This is a genomic window from Streptomyces beigongshangae, from assembly GCF_019710745.1.
GTDB classification, from domain to species: domain Bacteria; phylum Actinomycetota; class Actinomycetes; order Streptomycetales; family Streptomycetaceae; genus Streptomyces; species Streptomyces beigongshangae.
Genome location: NZ_JAHKJW010000014.1, coordinates 1 through 18477, shown reverse-complemented (window position 1 = coordinate 18477; position 18477 = coordinate 1). Strand labels below are relative to the sequence as shown.

16 protein-coding genes and 1 pseudogene are annotated in these 18477 nt (G+C 68.1%); 15 read left to right on the top strand and 2 right to left on the bottom strand.

Going from position 1 to position 18477, the window contains the following annotated elements:
- Window positions 1-8: 8 nt before the first annotated feature.
- The 9 genes from KM933_RS13245 to KM933_RS13205 all read left to right on the top strand — a co-directional run bounded on the left by KM933_RS13245 (window position 9) and on the right by KM933_RS13205 (window position 9945).
- Window positions 9-1211 carry a CbiQ family ECF transporter T component gene (locus tag KM933_RS13245; protein WP_221351610.1) on the top strand — a complete coding sequence of 401 codons (1203 nt, stop codon included), beginning with the start codon at window positions 9-11 and terminating at the stop codon, window positions 1209-1211.
- Window positions 1208-2980 (top strand): ABC transporter ATP-binding protein, encoded by a 1773-nt coding sequence (locus tag KM933_RS13240; protein ID WP_221351608.1) that lies wholly within the window; start codon window positions 1208-1210, stop codon window positions 2978-2980. The genes KM933_RS13245 and KM933_RS13240 overlap by 4 nt, the downstream gene beginning before the upstream one ends.
- On the top strand, window positions 2977-3861 hold the full coding sequence (locus KM933_RS13235) for an ECF transporter S component (RefSeq protein ID WP_221351606.1): 885 nt from the start codon (window positions 2977-2979) through the stop codon (window positions 3859-3861). The genes KM933_RS13240 and KM933_RS13235 overlap by 4 nt, the downstream gene beginning before the upstream one ends.
- Before the next feature lie 328 nt (window positions 3862-4189).
- The gene (locus KM933_RS13230; protein WP_308013368.1) at window positions 4190-4627 is read left to right on the top strand and encodes an aggregation-promoting factor C-terminal-like domain-containing protein; all 438 of its coding nucleotides are present in this window, start codon (window positions 4190-4192) and stop codon (window positions 4625-4627) included.
- A gap of 264 nt (window positions 4628-4891) precedes the next feature.
- Window positions 4892-8257, top strand: coding sequence for an RHS repeat-associated core domain-containing protein (locus tag KM933_RS13225; RefSeq protein WP_308013367.1), 3366 nt, complete (start codon window positions 4892-4894; stop codon window positions 8255-8257).
- 63 nt (window positions 8258-8320) lie between these two features.
- Entirely contained in the window at window positions 8321-8461 is a 141-nt protein-coding gene (locus KM933_RS13220; RefSeq protein ID WP_221351602.1) for a hypothetical protein, read from the top strand.
- Window positions 8462-8498: 37 nt separating this feature from the next.
- Complete coding sequence (locus KM933_RS13215; protein ID WP_221351600.1) at window positions 8499-8690, top strand: hypothetical protein; 192 nt, start codon at window positions 8499-8501, stop codon at window positions 8688-8690.
- 658 nt (window positions 8691-9348) lie between these two features.
- Window positions 9349-9486 carry a hypothetical protein gene (locus tag KM933_RS13210; protein ID WP_221351598.1) on the top strand — a complete coding sequence of 46 codons (138 nt, stop codon included), beginning with the start codon at window positions 9349-9351 and terminating at the stop codon, window positions 9484-9486.
- Window positions 9487-9804: 318 nt separating this feature from the next.
- Complete coding sequence (locus KM933_RS13205; RefSeq protein ID WP_221351596.1) at window positions 9805-9945, top strand: hypothetical protein; 141 nt, start codon at window positions 9805-9807, stop codon at window positions 9943-9945.
- 205 nt (window positions 9946-10150) lie between these two features.
- Here KM933_RS13205 and KM933_RS13200 read toward each other — a convergent pair whose 3' ends face one another.
- Complete coding sequence (locus KM933_RS13200; protein WP_308013366.1) at window positions 10151-11125, bottom strand: aldo/keto reductase; 975 nt, start codon at window positions 11123-11125, stop codon at window positions 10151-10153.
- A gap of 421 nt (window positions 11126-11546) precedes the next feature.
- On the opposite strand from KM933_RS13200, the gene KM933_RS39285 reads away from it, so the two are divergent.
- From KM933_RS39285 to KM933_RS13190, 3 genes are all read left to right on the top strand, one after another.
- Window positions 11547-11669, top strand: coding sequence for a hypothetical protein (locus KM933_RS39285; RefSeq protein ID WP_260333486.1), 123 nt, complete (start codon window positions 11547-11549; stop codon window positions 11667-11669).
- 59 nt (window positions 11670-11728) lie between these two features.
- Window positions 11729-11869, top strand: a complete 141-nt coding sequence (locus KM933_RS13195; protein ID WP_221351591.1) for a hypothetical protein — start codon at window positions 11729-11731, stop codon at window positions 11867-11869.
- Window positions 11870-12269: 400 nt separating this feature from the next.
- A complete protein-coding gene (locus KM933_RS13190; RefSeq protein WP_221351589.1) occupies window positions 12270-12602 on the top strand; it encodes a hypothetical protein in 333 nt (110 codons plus the stop codon).
- Between the two features lie 524 nt (window positions 12603-13126).
- Here KM933_RS13190 and KM933_RS13185 read toward each other — a convergent pair.
- Window positions 13127-13852: a dienelactone hydrolase family protein gene (locus KM933_RS13185; protein ID WP_221351587.1), complete on the bottom strand. Its 726-nt coding sequence runs from the start codon at window positions 13850-13852 to the stop codon at window positions 13127-13129.
- A 455-nt stretch (window positions 13853-14307) separates the two neighbouring features.
- Between KM933_RS13185 and KM933_RS13180 the strand changes: the two genes are divergently transcribed.
- The 3 genes and pseudogenes from KM933_RS13180 to KM933_RS13170 all read left to right on the top strand — a co-directional run.
- Window positions 14308-15123, top strand: a complete 816-nt coding sequence (locus KM933_RS13180; protein WP_221351585.1) for a transthyretin-like family protein — start codon at window positions 14308-14310, stop codon at window positions 15121-15123.
- Window positions 15124-15401: 278 nt separating this feature from the next.
- Window positions 15402-17144, top strand: a complete 1743-nt coding sequence (locus KM933_RS13175) for an endo-1,4-beta-xylanase (RefSeq protein ID WP_221351584.1) — start codon at window positions 15402-15404, stop codon at window positions 17142-17144.
- Between the two features lie 1031 nt (window positions 17145-18175).
- Window positions 18176-18477 (top strand): annotated as a pseudogene (locus KM933_RS13170) (hypothetical protein); the annotation flags it as partial.

The following is an 18477-nucleotide window of genomic DNA, read 5'->3' as shown; positions in this document are numbered from 1 at the left end:
CGTACACGATGATCGCCGCCAAAGGCCGGCCGCGACCACGGCCAAGACCACGGCTGCGGCTGCGGCTGCGGCTGCGCGCGCCGCGTGCGACCCGTACCAACGCCCTGCATCCCGGCGCCTGGTGGATCTGGGCCCTGGGACTGGGCACCGCCGCGTCCCGCACCACGAACCCCCTCCTGCTCGCGCTGCTCGTCGCCGTCGCCGGCTACGTGGTGGCGGCGCGCCGGACGGAGGCCCCCTGGGCCCGCTCCTACGGGGCCTTCGTCAAGCTCGCCCTCGCCGTACTCGGCATCCGGCTGGCCTTCGCCGTCCTCCTCGGCTCCCCCGTCCCGGGCACGCACGTGCTCGTCACCCTCCCCGAACTCCCTCTCCCCGACTGGGCCGAGGGCATCCGCGTCGGCGGCCGGGTCACCGCGGAGGGCCTGGTCTTCGCCCTGTACGACGGCCTGAAACTCGCCGCACTCCTCATCTGCGTCGGCGCCGCGAACGCCCTCGCGAACCCGGCCCGCCTCCTCAAGTCACTGCCGGGTGCCCTGTACGAGGCGGGCGTGGCCGTCGTGGTCGCCCTCACCTTCGCCCCGAACCTGATCGCGGACGTCCAGCGGCTGCGTGCGGCCCGGCGGCTGCGCGGTCGGCCCGACCGCGGCCTGCGCGGCCTGCTCCACGTCGGACTGCCGGTGCTGGAGGGTGCGCTGGAGCGTTCGGTGGCCCTCGCCGCGGCGATGGACGCGCGGGGCTACGGCCGCTCCGCCGAGGTGCCGCCCGGCGTGCGCCGCACCACCGCCGTGCTCACCCTGGGCGGTCTGGTCGGGGTCTGCGCGGGAACGTACGGCCTGCTCACCGCGGAGGGCGGCGGCTACGGCCTGCCCGTCCTGCTCGCCGGGCTCGGCGCCGCCCTCGGCGGTCTGTGGCTCGGGGGCCGCCGCTCGCTGCGCACCCGGTACCGGCCGGACGCGTGGGGTGTGCGGGCCTGGCTCGTCGCCGGGTCCGGGGCGGCCGTCGCGGCGCTGCTGATCCTGTACGCGGCACACGACGTGTACGCCGCGGCGGCCCTGCACCCCGGTGTCGTCCCGCTGACGGCGCCGACACTTCCGCTGTGGCCCGCGGCGGCCGTCCTGCTCGGACTGCTCCCCGCCTTCGCGGCCCCCTCCCCCACAGACACCCGTACCGCCACCGCCACCGCCACAGCCACCGGCAAGGAGCCCTCATGATCCGCTTCGAGGACGTCACGGTGACGTACGACGGGGCGACGCGACCCACCGTCCAGGGCATCGGACTATCGGTCCAGGAGGGCGAGTTGATGCTCCTCGTCGGCCCCTCCGGGGTCGGCAAGTCGACGCTCCTCGGCGCGGTGAGCGGACTGGTCCCGCACTTCACGGGCGGCACGCTGCGCGGGCGCGTGACGGTCGCGGGCCGCGACACCCGCACGCACAAGCCCCGCGAACTGGCCGACGTGGTGGGCACGGTGGGCCAGGACCCGCTCGCGCACTTCGTGACGGACACGGTCGAGGACGAACTCGCGTACGGCATGGAGTCGCTGGGGCTGGCGCCGGACGTGATGCGCCGCCGCGTCGAGGAGACCCTGGACCTGCTCGGCCTCGCCGGCCTGCGCGACCGCCCGGTCTCCACGCTCTCCGGCGGACAGCAACAGCGGGTCGCGATCGGCTCGGTCCTCACCCCGCACCCACGGGTCCTGGTGCTCGACGAGCCGACCTCGGCCCTCGACCCGGCCGCCGCCGAGGAGGTCCTCGCCGTCCTCCAGCGCCTCGTCCACGACCTCGGCACGACGGTCCTCATGGCCGAGCACCGCCTGGAACGCGTCGTGCAGTACGCCGACCGCGTCGCCCTCCTCCCGTCACCGGGCGCCCCGCTGACGGTGGGCCCGCCCGCCGAGGTGATGGCCGTGTCCCCGGTGTACCCGCCGGTGGTGGCCCTGGGCCGGCTCGGCGGGTGGTCCCCCCTGCCCCTGACGGTCCGGGACGCCCGGCGGCGGGCGGAGGCCCTGCGGGAACGCCTGGCGGGCATCCCGTACGAGAGCCCTCACGAGAGCCCGTACGAGGATGCGGGCACGGCCGGTCCCGTGCCCGCGAGGGGCGGCGGTACGTCGCCCTCCCGTCGCACCCCCCGGCTCTTCCGCAGACGCACGCCCCAGACCTCCGGCACCCGCGACACCGGCGCCACCCGCACCCCCGTCACGCACCGCCCGGCGGTGGTCGAGGGACTGTCCGTCCGCCGTGGCCGCGCCGAGGTGTTGCACGACGTCGGCCTGACCGTCGCCCCCGGGGAGACCGTCGCCCTCATGGGCCGCAACGGCGCAGGCAAGTCGACGCTGCTCTCCGCCCTCGTCGGCCTGGTCCCGCCCGCGGCCGGATCCGTACGCGTGGGCGGGCTCCGGCCCGACCGCACGGCACCCGCGGACCTCATCCGCCGCGTCGGCCTCGTACCGCAGGAACCGCGCGACCTGCTGTACGCGGACACGGTGGCCGGTGAGTGCGCGGCGGCGGACGGCGACGCGGGGGCCGAGCCGGGCACCTGCCGGGCCCTGGTGTCCGAGCTGCTCCCGGACATCGCGGACGGCACGCATCCGCGGGACCTGTCGGAGGGCCAGCGGCTGACCCTCGCCCTGGCCGTCGTCCTGACGGCCAGGCCGCCCCTGGTCCTCCTCGACGAGCCGACCCGCGGCCTCGACTACGCGGCCAAGTCCCGCCTGGTCACCCTGTTGCGGGGCCTCGCGGCCGAGGGTCACGCCATCGTGCTGGCCACCCACGACGTCGAGCTGGCCGCCGAGCTCTCCCACCGGATCGTGATCCTGGCCGACGGCGAACCCGTCGCGGACGGCCCGACGGCCGAGGTGGTCGTCGCCTCCCCGCCCTTCGCCCCGCAGGTCACCAAGGTCCTGGCCCCGCAGAAGTGGCTGACCGTGTCCCAGGTGCGCGAGGCCCTGCGCGCGTCCGGCGGGCCGACGGGAGATCCCCGTTGACGAGCCCCCGACTCCAGCTCCGGCGTGCTCCCCGGCCCCAGGCCCGTGCGATCCGGCTGGGTCCCCGTTCCGTCGCCGTCCTCGTCCTGGTCGGCGCCATCGGTCTCGCCGCGTTCACCTGGCCCTTCCTCAGCGGGCCGACCTCACAGGTCGGCGCCCACTCGAAGGACGCGCCCTGGCTGTTCGCCGGGCTGCTCGTACTGCTGGTCGCAGTCGTCGCGGCGACGATCTCCGAGTCGGGACTGGGTCCCAAGGCCGTGGCCATGCTGGGGGTGCTGGCCGCGACCGGGGCGGCGTTGCGGCCGATCGGTGCCGGTACGGCGGGCATCGAGCCGATGTTCTTCCTGATGGTGCTGAGTGGGCGGGTGCTGGGACCGGGGTTCGGCTTCGTGCTCGGGGCGGTCACGATGTTCGCGTCGGCGCTGCTCACGGGCGGGGTCGGGCCCTGGATGCCGTTCCAGATGCTCTCCATGGGCTGGTTCACGATGGGGGCGGGACTGCTTCCGGGCCCCGACCGGCTGCGGGGCAGGGGCGAGCTGGCGCTGCTGGCCGCGTACGGCTTCCTGGCGGCCTTCGCGTACGGCACGCTCATGAACCTGGCCGGCTGGCCCTTCATGGACGCGTTGTCGTCGAGCGTGGCCTTCGACCCGCACGACGCCGTGGACACCAATCTGGCCCGCTTCGTCGCGTACTGCCTGGCCACGTCCCTCGGCTGGGACCTGGGCCGGGCCACGGTGACCGTCGTGCTGACGCTCACCCTGGGCGCGACGCTCCTCAAGGCGCTGCGCCGGGCCACGCGGAGGGCGGCTTTCGAGACGCCGGTCACATTCGAGGACCCGGCCGGTGCGGCACCCGTCACACCGTCCGGCCGCACAGAGTGAGGGCAGCGACTGTTTTGCGTCATGCGTACAGTGTTCGCCGCGTGAAGCGGCCCACAGGACCTTGGTCCTCCACTAAGCACGGCCGTAGCTTGCCCTACTTGTCATGCCCGCGTACTCACCCCCTCTGACCTGGGCATTGAGAGCCACGCCACAGAGGGACGTTCCGCGGTTCGTACGATCACCACTAGCAAAAGGGGGCATTGCGGACACCGGGTCCCGCCTGTTTCTCTGGAGCAGTCGCAAGGCGCCGACGGACCCTCAGGGCCTCGGCGCCGGCGCACGTCAAGGACGTACGAGCGACCCCCCGTCCCCGTAGAAAAGGTTCTCCGTGCCCTTCTCCACCCGCATCCGCCGCATCGCCACCCCGAAGAAGGCCCTCACCGGCGCCGCCGTGGCAGCCGCCACCACCGGCATGGTCCTCGCGGCGGGCCCGGCCCAGGCCGCGGCCCCCACGGCTGCCACCTCCGTCCCGGCCGCCTCGGCGGCGAAGGCGACCGCGCAGAAGATGATCCACGACGACGCCCAGTACAGCGCGTTCGCCAGGATCGTCGAGCACGAGAGCGGCTGGGACGTCGACGCGACGAACGCCTCCTCCGGCGCGTACGGCCTGATGCAGGCACTGCCGGGCTCGAAGATGGCCGCCGCGGGCCCCGACTGGAAGACGAACCCGAAGACCCAGATCAAGTGGGGCCTCGACTACATGAACTCCCGCTACGGCAGCCCGGTCGGCGCGTGGAACTTCTGGCAGTCCAACGGCTGGTACTGAGCCGCCCCCCGATCCGCCCTCCCCCATCTCGAAGCGGACGTTTTCTGTGCGGGGGAACGCTTCTGAGGCTTGATCAGCCCTTTGGCGCATTCTGGGGGGTATAGAAAACCTGTTTGAGGGAACGTCCGACCGCTTGATGCCTGTGTGGTGAATGCTGCGTACACCCAGTGACCGGAGGGGTCACTGGGTCTACTTTTCCCTGGGGGGGAAATGCCGCATTCGCATGCGCACAAACATGCCCATTTCCGTGCGAGACACGGTCTCGTGGCGACCGTGGCGGCGCTGTCGCTGGCCGCGGGCGCCGTACCGGCCCTGGCGGCACCGGCCGCCGATCCGGCGGACCCCAAGCCGGCCTCCGCATGGGGCAAGGACAACCCCAAGGCCGCCGTGCCGGCGGTCAAGGTCGGCGAGACGAAGCCGGCCGAGCCGGTGGCCGAGGCACCCCTGTCACCGGAGCGGGATGCCTGGCGCAAGGCACAGAAGGAGCGCGCGACCTCGGCCACCGGCAAGGGCGCGCGCTCCGGCGCGGCGGGCGACACCGCCCGGGCCGCTGCCGCGTCCTATGTGCCCGAGGGCCAGGGCGACGTCCCCTGGCACCAGATCACGGACATCCGTGTCACCGACTCGCTGGTGGCGCGGATCGACTACTCCACCGGCAATCTGATGCTGGCCGGCACCGACTTCGACGTCGCGGGCGTCGGGCAGAAGCTCCAGCTCGCCCGTACCTACAACTCGCTGGATGCCCCCTGGGGCAAGGTCTCCCAGCGCTGGTGGCAGACGTACGAGCGTTACGCGCAGGTCAGCGACACGGAGTTCGTGCACTACGACTCCACCGGCGCGTCGTGGACGTTCACCGAGAACGCCGACGGAACGTACAAGACGCCCACCGGGTACTCCAAGGACCTGAAGGCGAACGCGGACGGCACCTTCACCCTGACCGACCGCAAGTCGGGGTCGAAGGACACGTACGACGAGCACGGGACACTGACGAAGGTCACGGACAAGAACAAGGGCGTCATCACCGTCGACCAGCACGACGAGGGCACCGAGCACAAGGGCTTCGAGCTCACCGAGACCCGCTCCGGCCGCTCCGTCGACCTGCTGAAGACGGACGCCTCGCAGTGGCAGGCCAAGGACCACACCGGCCGCACCGCCGTCTTCGACCTCAACCCCGCCGGCGACCTCGCCAGGACGACCGACACCGAGGGCAAGACCACCGTCTTCGACTACGACTCCTCCCGGCGCCTGACGAAGATCACGACACCCGAGGGCCGGGTCACCGCCTTCACCTACGACGCGGCCAACCGCGTCACCAGCATGCTGCGCGCCACCGAGTTCAACGGCTCCGGCCACACCGGCCCCACCTACCGCTACTCCTACACCGCCACCGACCCGTTCGCGGCGGGCACCACCACGGCGACCGACCCCGAGAACCACGCCACGAAGTACGAGCACGACGCCAAGGGCAGGGTCTCCAAGGTCACCGACGCGCTGGGACACTCCCGCCCGCGGACCTACGACGCGAACAACAACATCGACACGGCCACCGACGCCATGGGCGTGAACGGTGTGGGCGGCAACGTCACCAAGTACGGGTGGGACGCGCGCAACAACCCCACCGGCGCCACGCTGCCCACCGGCGCCTCCTCGTCGGTCACCGGCTACCAGACGATCGCCGGTTCCGACCTGCCCGGCAGCATGACCACGGCCGACGGCGAGAAGTCGGACTACAAGTACGACACGGCCGGCAACACCATGTCGGTGGCGGTGACCGGAACGGGCGGCGGCACGCGGTCCTTCACCTACAACCCGGCCACCCCCACCTGCGGCGGCTTCGAGGGCCAGCGCTGCACGGCCAAGGACGCGCGCTCCAAGGTGACGTCGTTCGAGTACGACGCCAAGGGCAACCTCAAGAAGGTCACCCCGCCCGCGCCGCTGAACACCACCCCCACCGTCTACACCTACGACGCGCTGGGGCGCACGGAGACGGCCGTCGACGGCCGCGGCATCAAGAGCGTCTATACCTACGACCACCGCGACCGCGTCAAGGAAGTCTCCACGACCAACACGACCGTCACCTACTCCTACGACGGTGACGGGAACCTGAAGACCCGTACCGACGACATCGGCACGATGGAGTACGACTTCGACCCGCTCTCCCGCGAGACGGTCCGCACCCTCCAGGACGGCTCCCAGACCGTCCTGACCTACACCCCGGCCGGCAACGTCGACACCTACACCGACCCCCAGGGCACGGTCGACTACACCTGGGACGAGGCCAACCGCCTGAAGTCCCTCAAGGACCCCCAGGGCCGTCTGACGACGTACAAGCACAACGAGAACGACGCGCGCACCGAGACCGCCTACCCCGGCGGCACCGTGCAGACGGTCAAGCCCGACAAGTCCGGCCGCCCCGAGACCATCAGGACCACTTCGTCCAAGGGCACCCTGGTCAGCCTGGCCTACACGTACGCCTACACCGACGCCAACGGCAGGACCGCGGACGGATCGAAGATCCGCACCAGCACGGACGCGGTCTCGGGGATGAAGACGACCTACAGCTACGACACCGCGGGCCGCTTCTCCTACGCCAAGGAGGAGAAGGGCACCACGCTCAACGCGTCCTGGCAGTACTGCTACGACGCCGCCGGGAACCTCACCTCCCAGGGCGTGGAGCCCGGCTGCCCCCGCGGCACCACCTACACCTACGACGACGCCTCGCAGCTGACGAGCAAGAACGGCTCCACGGCGAACTGGTCCTACGACAAGGCCGGCAACGAGACCGCGGGCGCCTCCACCCCGGAGGAGACCCGCACGGCCGAGACGTGGTCGGACTTCTCCCAGCTCACCTCCCTCACCGTGGGCGGCAAGACCTACCCCGGTGAGTACGGCTCCACCGACTCCAGCGAGCGCCACCGCCTGGGCGACACCTACTTCCACCCCGGTCCCATCGGCCTGGCGGCCGAGACAACTGCCGGTGTGGACACGGGATTTGTTCGCGAGCCCGGGGGCACGCTGAATTCCATGACCCGTGACGGCAAGGCGTACTACTACCTCACCGACGCCCTCGGCTCCGTCGTCGCGCTCACCGACGAGTCCGGCGCGAAGGTGAACACGTACGCCTACAGCCCCCGCGGCGTCACCCGCTCCACCACCACCGAGAAGGCCGGAGTCTCCCAGCCGTACCGCTTCGCCGGCGGCCACCAGGACCCCACCGGCATGTACCACCTCGGCGCCCGCTACTACGACCCCAACATCGGCTGCTTCACCCAGCCCGACCCCTCCGGCCAGGAGAAGAACCCCTACCTCTACGCCGAAGGCGACCCGGTCAACCGCATCGACCCCACCGGCCTGTTTTCTCTCATGGACGCCGCCGAGGCCCTCACCCCTCTGGGGGACATAAAGACGGCTGTTGAGTTCGGCCAGGCCGTCGGTGACGGTGAGTGGGGACAGGCTGCCTCAATCGGATTTGGTGCCGCGTTCGGCGCTGCCGTTGGGACGGCGTGCATCGCCGGAGCAACCATGACGTTTGGCCCTGTAGGGGGTGCCGCGGCATCCCCGGCATGTGCTGTCGGAGCTGATGCAGCCGGCAATTTTGCCGAGGACCAGACAACGAAGGCATGGTCCTAGGAAAGTAGTTGTGCGGGGGAGGGTAACGCCTCCCCCGCAGAGCCCTGAACATGAGGAGTGCACATGATCAAAATGGCCGAGAACGTCGGGAAAGGATCCTGGATTCCAGAAGGAATGGAAATTCCAATCTTTATTGGATCTATTGTTGCAGTTGTCATCCTGGGGCTCATTGGAAAGTTCATTGGGAATCGGATGAAAAAATAGAATACGGGTCGATCAACCCAATCCGATAGGAAGCAATATGGATCGCCAGTCTGCGCAGATTGTAAAAATTCTCGGCGCGGTGGTGCTATTTTTCACCTTGGTGATGGCGGCGTTGGTCATGGCAATGCTGATCAGCGGGGCGCGGTTCATCCCCATCATGTTCGCGCCAGTAGTTTTTTTGATTGTAGGCATTTTCATTTATTCGAGAGGGAGGCGAAACGCTGGGTGAAGCCGTCGTCGCATTCGCCGACGAGTCCGGCACGAAGGTGAACACGTACGCCTACAGCCCTTGCGGCGTCACCCGCTCCACCACCACCGAAAAGCCGGCCTCTCCCAGCCGTACCGCTTCACCCAGCAGGCCCCGTCGGGCCTGGAGAAGAACCCCTACCTGTACGCCCTGTACGCCGCAGTCGATCCCGTCGGCCGCCCCGCCCCCAACGGGTTGTGGGACTGGGACAGGTTCGCCAGCAAAGCCCTTGGCGTAGGCGTAGGCGGTGGAGCCGGAGGTTGCGCGGCGGGCGCTCTCGGATCCATATGGGCGGGTCCGGTGCCGTGGCCGGATGCGGAATCGGTGCCGTCACAGGTGGCGCGGGTGGTCTGGTGACAGTGCTGTCGACTACACCCGATCAGAAAGCTTCGGCTGACATCGCACCATGTCGAACGGAGTTCGAAAATGGATCCCATTTGGATTGTCGGCCTTGTCGTGGGGGCGGTGATCGGTGGACTCAGCGTCGTTCTCATGGGAAGGCGGCGGTAAATCCACAGGAGAGCTCAGCGGAAGAGCTCACCCAACAGAGAGGAGTAGGCAACCGGCTGTTCGCTCCGCGGAAAGCTCCCGAGGCGCCCGTGTGCGCCAACCAACCATAACTCGCAAAAAGAGGAACCCCATGGAGTCGTACGAGACATTTGCTCGCGGAGCCTCGACGCCTGGGATGCCGACCTGGCTGCTCATCATCATTGCTGTCGCAGGCATCGCACTGGTGACCGGAACTCTGATGCGCAAACGGAACGGCGGCGGTAGCTGACTTCCCGGTACTTGGGATCTCGCCAGGGTCGCGGAACGGAGAGGGCGAATTCTGCGTAATTTCAGTTTCCCCATCCTTCCACGACACCCGTCCAGGACGTCAAGCGCGAGAGAGGGAGACAAGTGGAATCGACGAGTACCCAACTGATAGCCAATGAGGGACGCGCGATGCCCGAGGGCACCGCAGGGCTGGTAATCCTTGCCATAGCCATTGCCGCCCTTATAGGAATGATTATCTACGGAAGGATCACCCGTAAGCGCGGCCGTTGAGATTGAAATCCTGAAACAACTATCAAGAAAACTTGGTAACAGAAGGGCCATGGAAATATTCGGAGCGGAACTGGCGGCACCCGGAGGAGGGCCCGACGGTCCTCCGCGGCCTGGGATCATCTTCGGTGTGGTGGTCATGGCGGGCGCGATCTTCTTCGCGGTCGGCCTGCTGCGCAACCGCGTAAAGTAGAGCGCTGAACGGAGAGGGACAGCGTCGGTGGCTCCTGGTGACGAGCCGAGGTCTCCCGATGGAACAGTCCAGGCGCTGCACCACCGGGATGCCTCATGGATCAGAGCCGCGCGAACCACCGGCTGCCCGGACGGCCCTGCGCGATGGCCCTGTCCTCGAATGAGGCCCTCATGTCGTCCTCTCGATCAGATTCGCCGGACGATCCCTACGGTTGAGAGAACCGCTTCCTGTCCACCTGTTCGTGCTCCGACCACATTCCGTGGGGGTATCCCAGCCGTGGCGCGCTCACCTCGTCCAGCCATTCGAGCTGACGCACTGGGATGTCCAGATCGCCGGCCGCGAGGTTTGACGTGAGCTGATCCACGTTCCTCGGTCCGAGGATGGGGAGCACCCCCTTCGACATCAACCACTTGAGGGCCACTCGCTCCGGAGTCGTATCGAGGTCCCGGGCGACGCTCTCGACAGCATCCAGGATTTTCGCCTTGACGGGGTCGTCCTCCCTGTGGAGGAACTGGCTGATCGAGCTCTGGGCGCGACCCGTTGCGCCCCGCCGGTACTTGCCCGTCAGAAGACCACCGCCGAGAGGCGAAAACCCGAGGACGCCCAGGCCAGAGGCTTCTGCCATCGGCACCAGCTCCCGGTCGGCGTCACGCTGGACGAGACTGTACTCGGTCTGGATTGCCACGAGAGGGGCCCAGCCCTGCTGCTGCGCCATGGTGACTCCCGTCGCCACACGCCAGGCGGGAAAATTGGAGAGACCGGCATACAGAATCTTGCCGGCGCGCGTCAGATCGTCGAAGGTCCGCAGTATTTCTTCGATGGGCGTGGAATCGTCGGCCACATGGGCCCAGAACACGTCCACCCGGTCGGTGCCCAGTCGACGCAAGCTCTGCTCCAGCGACTGGACCATCGCCTTTCGGCTGTTCCCGGTCAGCTGGAGGCCACTGCTCGCTGAAGTCCCCATGGTGTACTTCGTCGACAGAACTATGTCCTCGCGATCCGAGGAGATAATATCCGAGAGGTACTCCTCGGCCTCCCCCGCCTGATAGTTGGAAGCGGTATCGATGAAGTTTCCTCCCGCTTCTCTGTAGGTGTCGTACATCGCCTTGGCCTCGGGCGCATGCGCCCCGTGCCCCCAGCGCATGCCGAAATTACCTGTCCCCAGCGACAGTTCCGACACCCGCAGCCCCGACCTTCCGAGAAATCGGTATCGCATACGTCTCTTTGCTCCTCGCGTCGATCCGGCATGAGTGGACTCCTCACGCCTGGCGGCTCTCGCTGCCAGGCACCCATCGTTGCCGTCGCGGAGCGTATTTTCCATAACGTGGAGTCCAGCAATGTTTATCGATCGTCCAACACCGGAGGCGCTTTCGATGCATATGACCCGTCCGGGATCCCCTGGCGCCGGCTCGGACGGGCCACTCCGCACGGAATGACTGCCCATAGGTTGCCGTCCACCACGGCGGCCGCGCCCGGCCTGGTTCCGGGGACACCTGCCGGTGTGGACACGGGATTCGTTCGCGAACCTGAGGGCACGCTGAACTCCATGAACCGTGACCGAAAAAGCCGGCCTCTCCCATATCCGACCCTGAGGAGGAGTGATGACTGAAGCTATCGGCATCGGCTTCCAGGGTAATCCCGCGGCGACGTGGATTTTGGGCGGAATCGTCTTGGTTGTTGGATTCGCACTGAGATACTGGCGGTACAAGAAGGAGAAGAAGTAGCTTGCAGGCACTGACTAAAGCGGAAATCTGTATCAACACACAGAAGGGAAAGTAATCTGATGCACGAAAGCGACGACTGGAGCGATCTGGCCTACAAGGGACTCGGCGGACTGCCCATTGGGGTCGTCATAGCACTACTTGTGCTCGGACTGGTGTACGCCGCTGTCGCTGCTTCCAGGAGGAACAGGAAGAGAGCCTGACCGTGCGAAGGGCGTCGGTGGGACGCTCCGGTTGGTCACCTTGGTCATCAGCACGAGGTTTGGCGGTCTTCTGCGCTGCCGCCGGCGGCAGCGGCCGATCGAGCACGCCGTGTTCGGCAACATCCGGCGTGGTCAGTAGGCATGGAAACACTCCGACGTACGACTGTTCGAGCGAACGTCGGACAGAGGGGCGCGGCGGCCGATACCTTGCTGCCGTTCACCCGCAGCGGTACCACCCGCCCCGTCGGAGAGAGCCGAGTCGATGACCGTCCCCGCCCCCGCGCCGCCTCCTCCCGCCCATCCGCCGGCCTCCGCGGCAGACAGCCGTCCTGCCTCCCGATGGAGAGTGCCGCTTATCGCTGCGGTCGTGGCCTGTGGCGCAGGCGTTGGTCTCGGCTGGTTGCTCTGGGCCGATGGGGGCAGCCCGGCGTCCAGCACCGATCCGGACGACGCCCGCGCCGACGCGGTGGGTGCCTGTCAGGCGTTCCGCCGGGTTCCGGAACTGAGCACCGTCTTCAGCGACTTCAAGAACACTTCTCAGTCCCGCTACGAACGGGTGGAGGCCGCCGCCGCACTGGCCCAGTCCGCGGCCGCGCTGGACGACCGCTACGAGGACCTGGACAAGGCGCTGCAGAACGTGCGGCAACACGTGGTGACCTACAACGTGAAGGGCGCGGAGGCGAAGTCCGCCCATGAGAAGGTGCGCAGCCTCTGCGCGCCGTACGGCGACTGAAAGCCGATGACACTGCCGGTGTGCACACGGGATTTGTTCGCGAAACCGGGGGCACACTCAATTCCATGCGCTGAAGAAGCGGAGGGACCAGCGGTGAACGAACTGGCTGCGCTGACCGGATTCGCCCCCAAAGGCTACGAGTGGCTTGCCTTTTCCGTGTTTCTAGGGTGCATCGCATTGGTGTTCTACGTCGCTACCAAAAATAGGCGTTGACGATTCAGGAAGTTGCGTCATTCTGCGGACAGATGACATCAGCAATCCAGGGAGACAGCTGAAGACGCCTGAGGAAGGATCGAATGAATTTGTTGAGCGCGGCCGTGACTGACAATCCGCCAGTAACTATCGCGATGCTGGTGATCGGCCTTTCCATCGGAATCTTCGTCACACTCAGAGGCCGAAACAAATAGCGACACCTGATGTGCAGTGCAGGGCGCGGTGCTCACAAGCCACCACCTGGGGCTGGTCGTCAGCCGTCAGCCGGCGGCTGACGGCTGACGGCTGACGGCTGACGTCCCGAGCCGGTCCTACTTGAGATGGCGGTCCAGGAACCGGCACCCGTCCTCCAACTCGAACCGTGGGGTGCCGGTGTGGCCTCCCACGTTGGCGTGCAGTGTCTTCTCCTCGCTGCCGAAGGCGTCGAACAGGTCCAGGGCCCGTTGCCGGGGGTTGCCCTCGTCGTCCCACTGCAACAGGAACAGCAGCGGGACGGTGACCTGCCGGGCCTCCTCCCGCTGGGCGCGGGGCACGTACCCCCCGGCGAAGAAGCCCGCGGCCGCGACGCGCGGCTCGGTCACCGCCAGCCGGATACCGAGGGCGGTCCAGCCACCGGAGTAACCGACCGGGCCACGGATCCCGGGCAGATCGAGGAGGGCGTCCAGCGTCGTCCGCCACTCCGGGACCGCGTTCTCGACCAGCGGGCCGATGAAGGACTCGAAGATCTCGTCGACCGGCTCGCCGGCCCGCATCGCCCGCCGGAGGTCGTCGCGGACCTGCTCGTCGGCGGCGGAGCGGGGACGGTCACCGCATCCGGCGGCGTCGATGGTGGCCACCGCGTAGCCGCGCGCCGTGGTGTACCGGGCCCGTGCCACCAGCCGGGGATCCGCCTTGGGCAGGCCGTTGTTGTGGGCCATCAGGACCAGCGGGGCCGGTGCGGCGGATGCGGGCGTCCACAGGGTGCCGGGGATCTCGCCGAGGGTGAACTCGCGTTCCAGGACGCCGTCGTCGAGGTGCTGTTCGGAGGTGAAGCGCACGGTCGTGCCTTTCGGGAGGGCTCAGGGCGGCGCTCCCGGACGACCTATCGCCCGACCGTGACCCCGGAGGGGAGCACCCATGTCGATACTGCGTTCACGGGGACCACCTCCTTGTTCTCTCGCACGGCCTCCGGGAGGTTAACAACGGTCTCCGTGGTCCGCCAACGGGTTTTCGCGGCGGCGGCGTGGGCGGATGCGGCGGTTGCGTGGGCGGACGCGGCAACAAGGAGCGACCTGCGGCCGACACCCAGGTGAACCGCAAAGTCATACAAAACACCCTTTTGCCACAGCCGTGTAACGCGGACCGTAGGGATACAACTCCCGCCCGTCCGTGCCGGTCGAACCCGGTGTGCCGCGCGGCGCGACTCCTCACATACCGATCGACTCCAGTCCCGATCGACTCCAGTCCCGATCGATTGTCGATTGCGGTCCCGGCCAACCTTCGGAGTTGCCCCATGCCCAGGAAGTCCCTGCCCACGCGGCTCGCCGCCACCCTCGCGTTCCTGCTCGCCGCAGGAGTCCTGTCGTCCGCACCCGCCGCGTCGGCGAAGCCCTCGGACGCCTCGCCCGGTGACGCCTACGTGCTGACCGTCACCACCGACCCGGCCGGCACCGACTACGACAACCGCCGGGTCGACGTCACCGGCACCGTCACCAAGGCCGACGGCACCCCGGCGCCCAACATCCCCGTCACCCTCCAGGAGGTCGTCCGCTTCACCACCTGGAATCCGTGGGGCGACCCGATCGACCCCAACTACTACGAGACGCGCGATCTGGGCGAGCCGGTCTCCGACGCCAACGGCGAGTTCACCGTCCCGGACGTCACCATCGACCACGAGGGCGACAGCAGCCTGCTCAACGTCCGTCACGAGGTGCAGATCACGGCCTTCTACGACGAGGACGGCGACCTCAACACCCCGCAGGACGGCTACTACGCGGACACCACCGTGACCGTCGACGCCAAGTCCAGCTCCGTCGGCTACACGGTCAACAAGAGGAGGGTGAAGACGGGCGACCACCTCATCGTCCAGGGCAGGGTGACCCTTCCCGAGGGGGTCGAGCCCGGTGGCACCGAGGTCTTCCTGCAGACCCACTGGGAGAACCAGTACGCGGCGAAGACGACCGCCAACGACGACGGCTCCTTCATGCTGACCACCCGCATCAGGGACTACGACGACACCTTCAGGCTGAGTACGGCCCCGAGGGATCTCTACGTGGCCGGCGCGTACGAGTTCCTCCCGGTCACCAACATCTCGCGCGCCCGCCCGTAGTACCGGAGGGTCACCCCCGCACGTGCGGGGGTGACCCTCAGCACCGCCTTCCTCCAAGCGAACCGTGAGCGCTACTTGCGTACCGTCTTCATGGACACCTTGAAGTCCGCTGGCACACACGTGTTTGATGCGCCTTCCGCGCAGGCCGCAACGATTCGGGCCCGCTCCGCCACACGAGCTGGGACGTGCCGCACAAGGCCGCCGTACCCCATGTGTGATGAACTGTGACCCTGTTTCGAGACGTTGGTCTCGTCTCGAACAAGAAAGTGGGAGGGACCGTGGACCTTGGTGGGGGGACGTGGCAGCGGCTGACCGCCGTGGCGCTCGTCATGGCGGTGGCGGCCGGGTGTACGGGGCAAGGCGCGGGCGCGGGCGGCGGAAACGACGAAGACCTGCTGCGGAACCACGACTGGACGCAGATGCCGGGCACCACCGTGCGGAACGACATCCTGCGGGTCAGCGCATCGGATCGGCACATCGTGGAACAGGACTCCTCCGGCGGCCAGCCCAACCCCCCGCTGAACCTGGCCGGCCCGCATCTCAGGTCCGATGGCGACTTCACCGTCACCGCGCGCATGTCCGGTGTGGGTGACGATGACGGCGGCTCATGGCTGCGGCTGTACGGACGGGTACCGGTCATCTACGACGAGTGGCGGCAGGAGCGGCCCTCACTCCGCGTCGGCGTGACCGCCGACGGACACGTGAAGGTACAGATATGGGACGGTGCGGGCGATGAGCCGGCCATCTCCGAGGGTTTCGACTGCGGCTGCTCCGGGACGGTGACGCTCGCCGTGTCGAGCATCGGCGACACCTTCCGCGTGAAAGCCGACGGGCGGCGGCTGGGAACCGTGCGGGACCCGGGGGTGTTCGCCGAGGGCACTGTCTGGTTCGGTCTGGAGGCGGACGCGGGCGAAGACGAGCGCCGCGAGGGATGGCGTCTGACGCAGCTGACCGCGCGGGCGGAGAGCGGTGACTCGCTCCGCGTGATCAAGGCGCCGCAGCTACGCCAGGAGCAGTCCGACGACTCGCTGCGTGCGCGGGCCGCAGAGGTGGGGCGGCCGTTCGACGTCGGCACCGCCCTGGCCGAGAACCCGCTGCTCACCGACTCACGCTACCGGGCGCTCGCGGGGAGCCAGTTCTCCATGCTCACTCCGGAGAACGCGTTCAAGCCACAGTTCCTCCACCCACGCCGGGGCGTCTACGACTTCCGCGACGCGGACCTGCTCGTACGCTTCGCCCGCGCGAACGACATGAAGGTGCACGCGCACACCCTCGTCTGGCACGAGGCTCTGCCCAACTGGATGCGGGAGAACGACGACCCCGAGGAGGTGCGCCGGACCATGCTCCGGCACATCGCCGTGGTCGCCGGGCACTTCAAGGGAAAGGTCGCGGAATGGGATGTGGTCAACGAGCCCATGTCCGACGACGAGGAGAGCTACACCAACGGGGATCTCGGTCTGCGCTCCGAGCAGAGCCCGTGGTTCGAGGCCATGGGCGAGGAGTACATCGACGAGGCGTTCAGGGCCGCCCACCGGGCCGATCCGAAGGCACGGCTGTTCCTCAACGAGTACGGGGTCGAGGAGGAAGGCGAGCGGTGGGACGCCCTCTACGATCTGGTCAAGCGGCTCAAGGAGCGCGGCGTACCGATCGACGGCGTGGGTTTCCAGAACCATGAGTACGCACCCGGCGACCGCACCGACCCGGAGACCTTCCGCAGCCATGTGCGGGATCTGGCGGAGCTCGGGGTTCAGGCGCGGGTGTCGGAGATGGACGTCCCCGTAGGTGAGGACGAGGAGGACGGGCGGCAGACCCAGGCTGACGAGATGGCGGGCAAGCTGCGGGTCTGCCTGGAGGAGCCGAACTGCACATCGTTCTCCACATGGGGATTCACCGACCGGTACGGTTCCACCGCCGACACCGAGATCTATCCTCCGCGCACGGCCGATTCCCTGCCGTGGGACGCGGCCTTGCGGCCGAAGCCGGCGTACGAGCGCCTGCTCGAGACCTTTGACGAGGCGTGAGGAACCAAGGTGCGATCTCTCGGTTTGGTGTCGGTGGTGGTGAGGGTCGGTAGTGCTGGTTCGGGCCTGTGGTCTTGAGTCCGTAGCGCTCGTGGAAGTGGACCGCTCGCTCGTCGTATTCGGCGACCCACAGGCGTATAGGCGCATAGGCGCATAGGCGCATAGGCGCATAGGCGAGCTTCCCGCCCAGGTGAAGAACTCGTTCATCATCCGGCCCCCGACACCCCGGCCCTGGGCTTCGTTCAGCAGCGGCGCGACCCGGGCCCGGCGGAGACCGCCGTCCTCGACCACCTCCACCGGCCTTACGCGCCCGCCTCCTCCTCCGGTACGGCGTACCCCGGCACCGAAGGCCACCGCACGGTCGGCACCAGGAGCGCCGTACGCACCTCGCCCTCCACCCAGCGGGCCCGCCGCTCGCCCCGACGGCCCTGCGGGTGATGTCCGGCGCCGGGGTCATGCCGTCGAAGCCACGCAGACCGGAAATCCGGTCACGGTCCGCGTGCCCGGATTTCCTCGCATGTTTTCCGGCAGTCTTCACAGGAAATATATGAAGCTTTCAGCTCACCGTTCGAATATCAGAGTGCAAATGTCGGGGATCGGATGATGCCGACCCAAACAAGGACGGGGAACACGGCGGACGCAACGGCCCGCTACCGTCCGGCCCCGTGTGCTCCGGCGCTGCACCCGCGTATTCACAGGCCCCCGAGCGCCGGGCAGCCCGAAGCGGCCACCGGCTACCAGAATTCGACAGAACCTCCAGTTCAGCGCCTACGAAGGCAGAGAACCGGAAGATGCCGGACGGTCTCCGATTCTTCGCGAGCCGGGCCGGCGGATCCGGCCAAACACTTGACGCGGTTGGATTTGCGTACCGCAGACAGATGAGCCTTCCCCCGGGTAAATCCCCCTCAATACCAAACTCTTCATTCGATTACAAATATTAAGAAATACGTGTTCTGTGGAAGCAGTCGAACCATCGCCGACTGCCCGACGGCAGGAGGCCGTGCTCCATCCGAGTCAGAGGAAAACCCGTCATGAACAGGAAACAGACCACCATCCTTCTCGCCGTCCCCGCTCTCTTCGCGAGCACCGCACTCTTCCTCGGCTCTCCGGCCGGAGCCTCCGCCCTCGCCTGCACCGCCGGCACCGCCGGCGTCGCGGGTGCCGACGGCAACGCCGGCCACCCCAACGGCTATCCCGGCACCGCGGGCGGCCCCGCGACCGGAACGGGGGACTGCGCCGGCGGCGCGGGCGGCCCCGGCGGCAACGGGGTCCTGGGCGGGGCCGGCGGCAAGGGCGGCAACGGCGGCACCGGTCTCGGCAGCGGCTCCGGCGG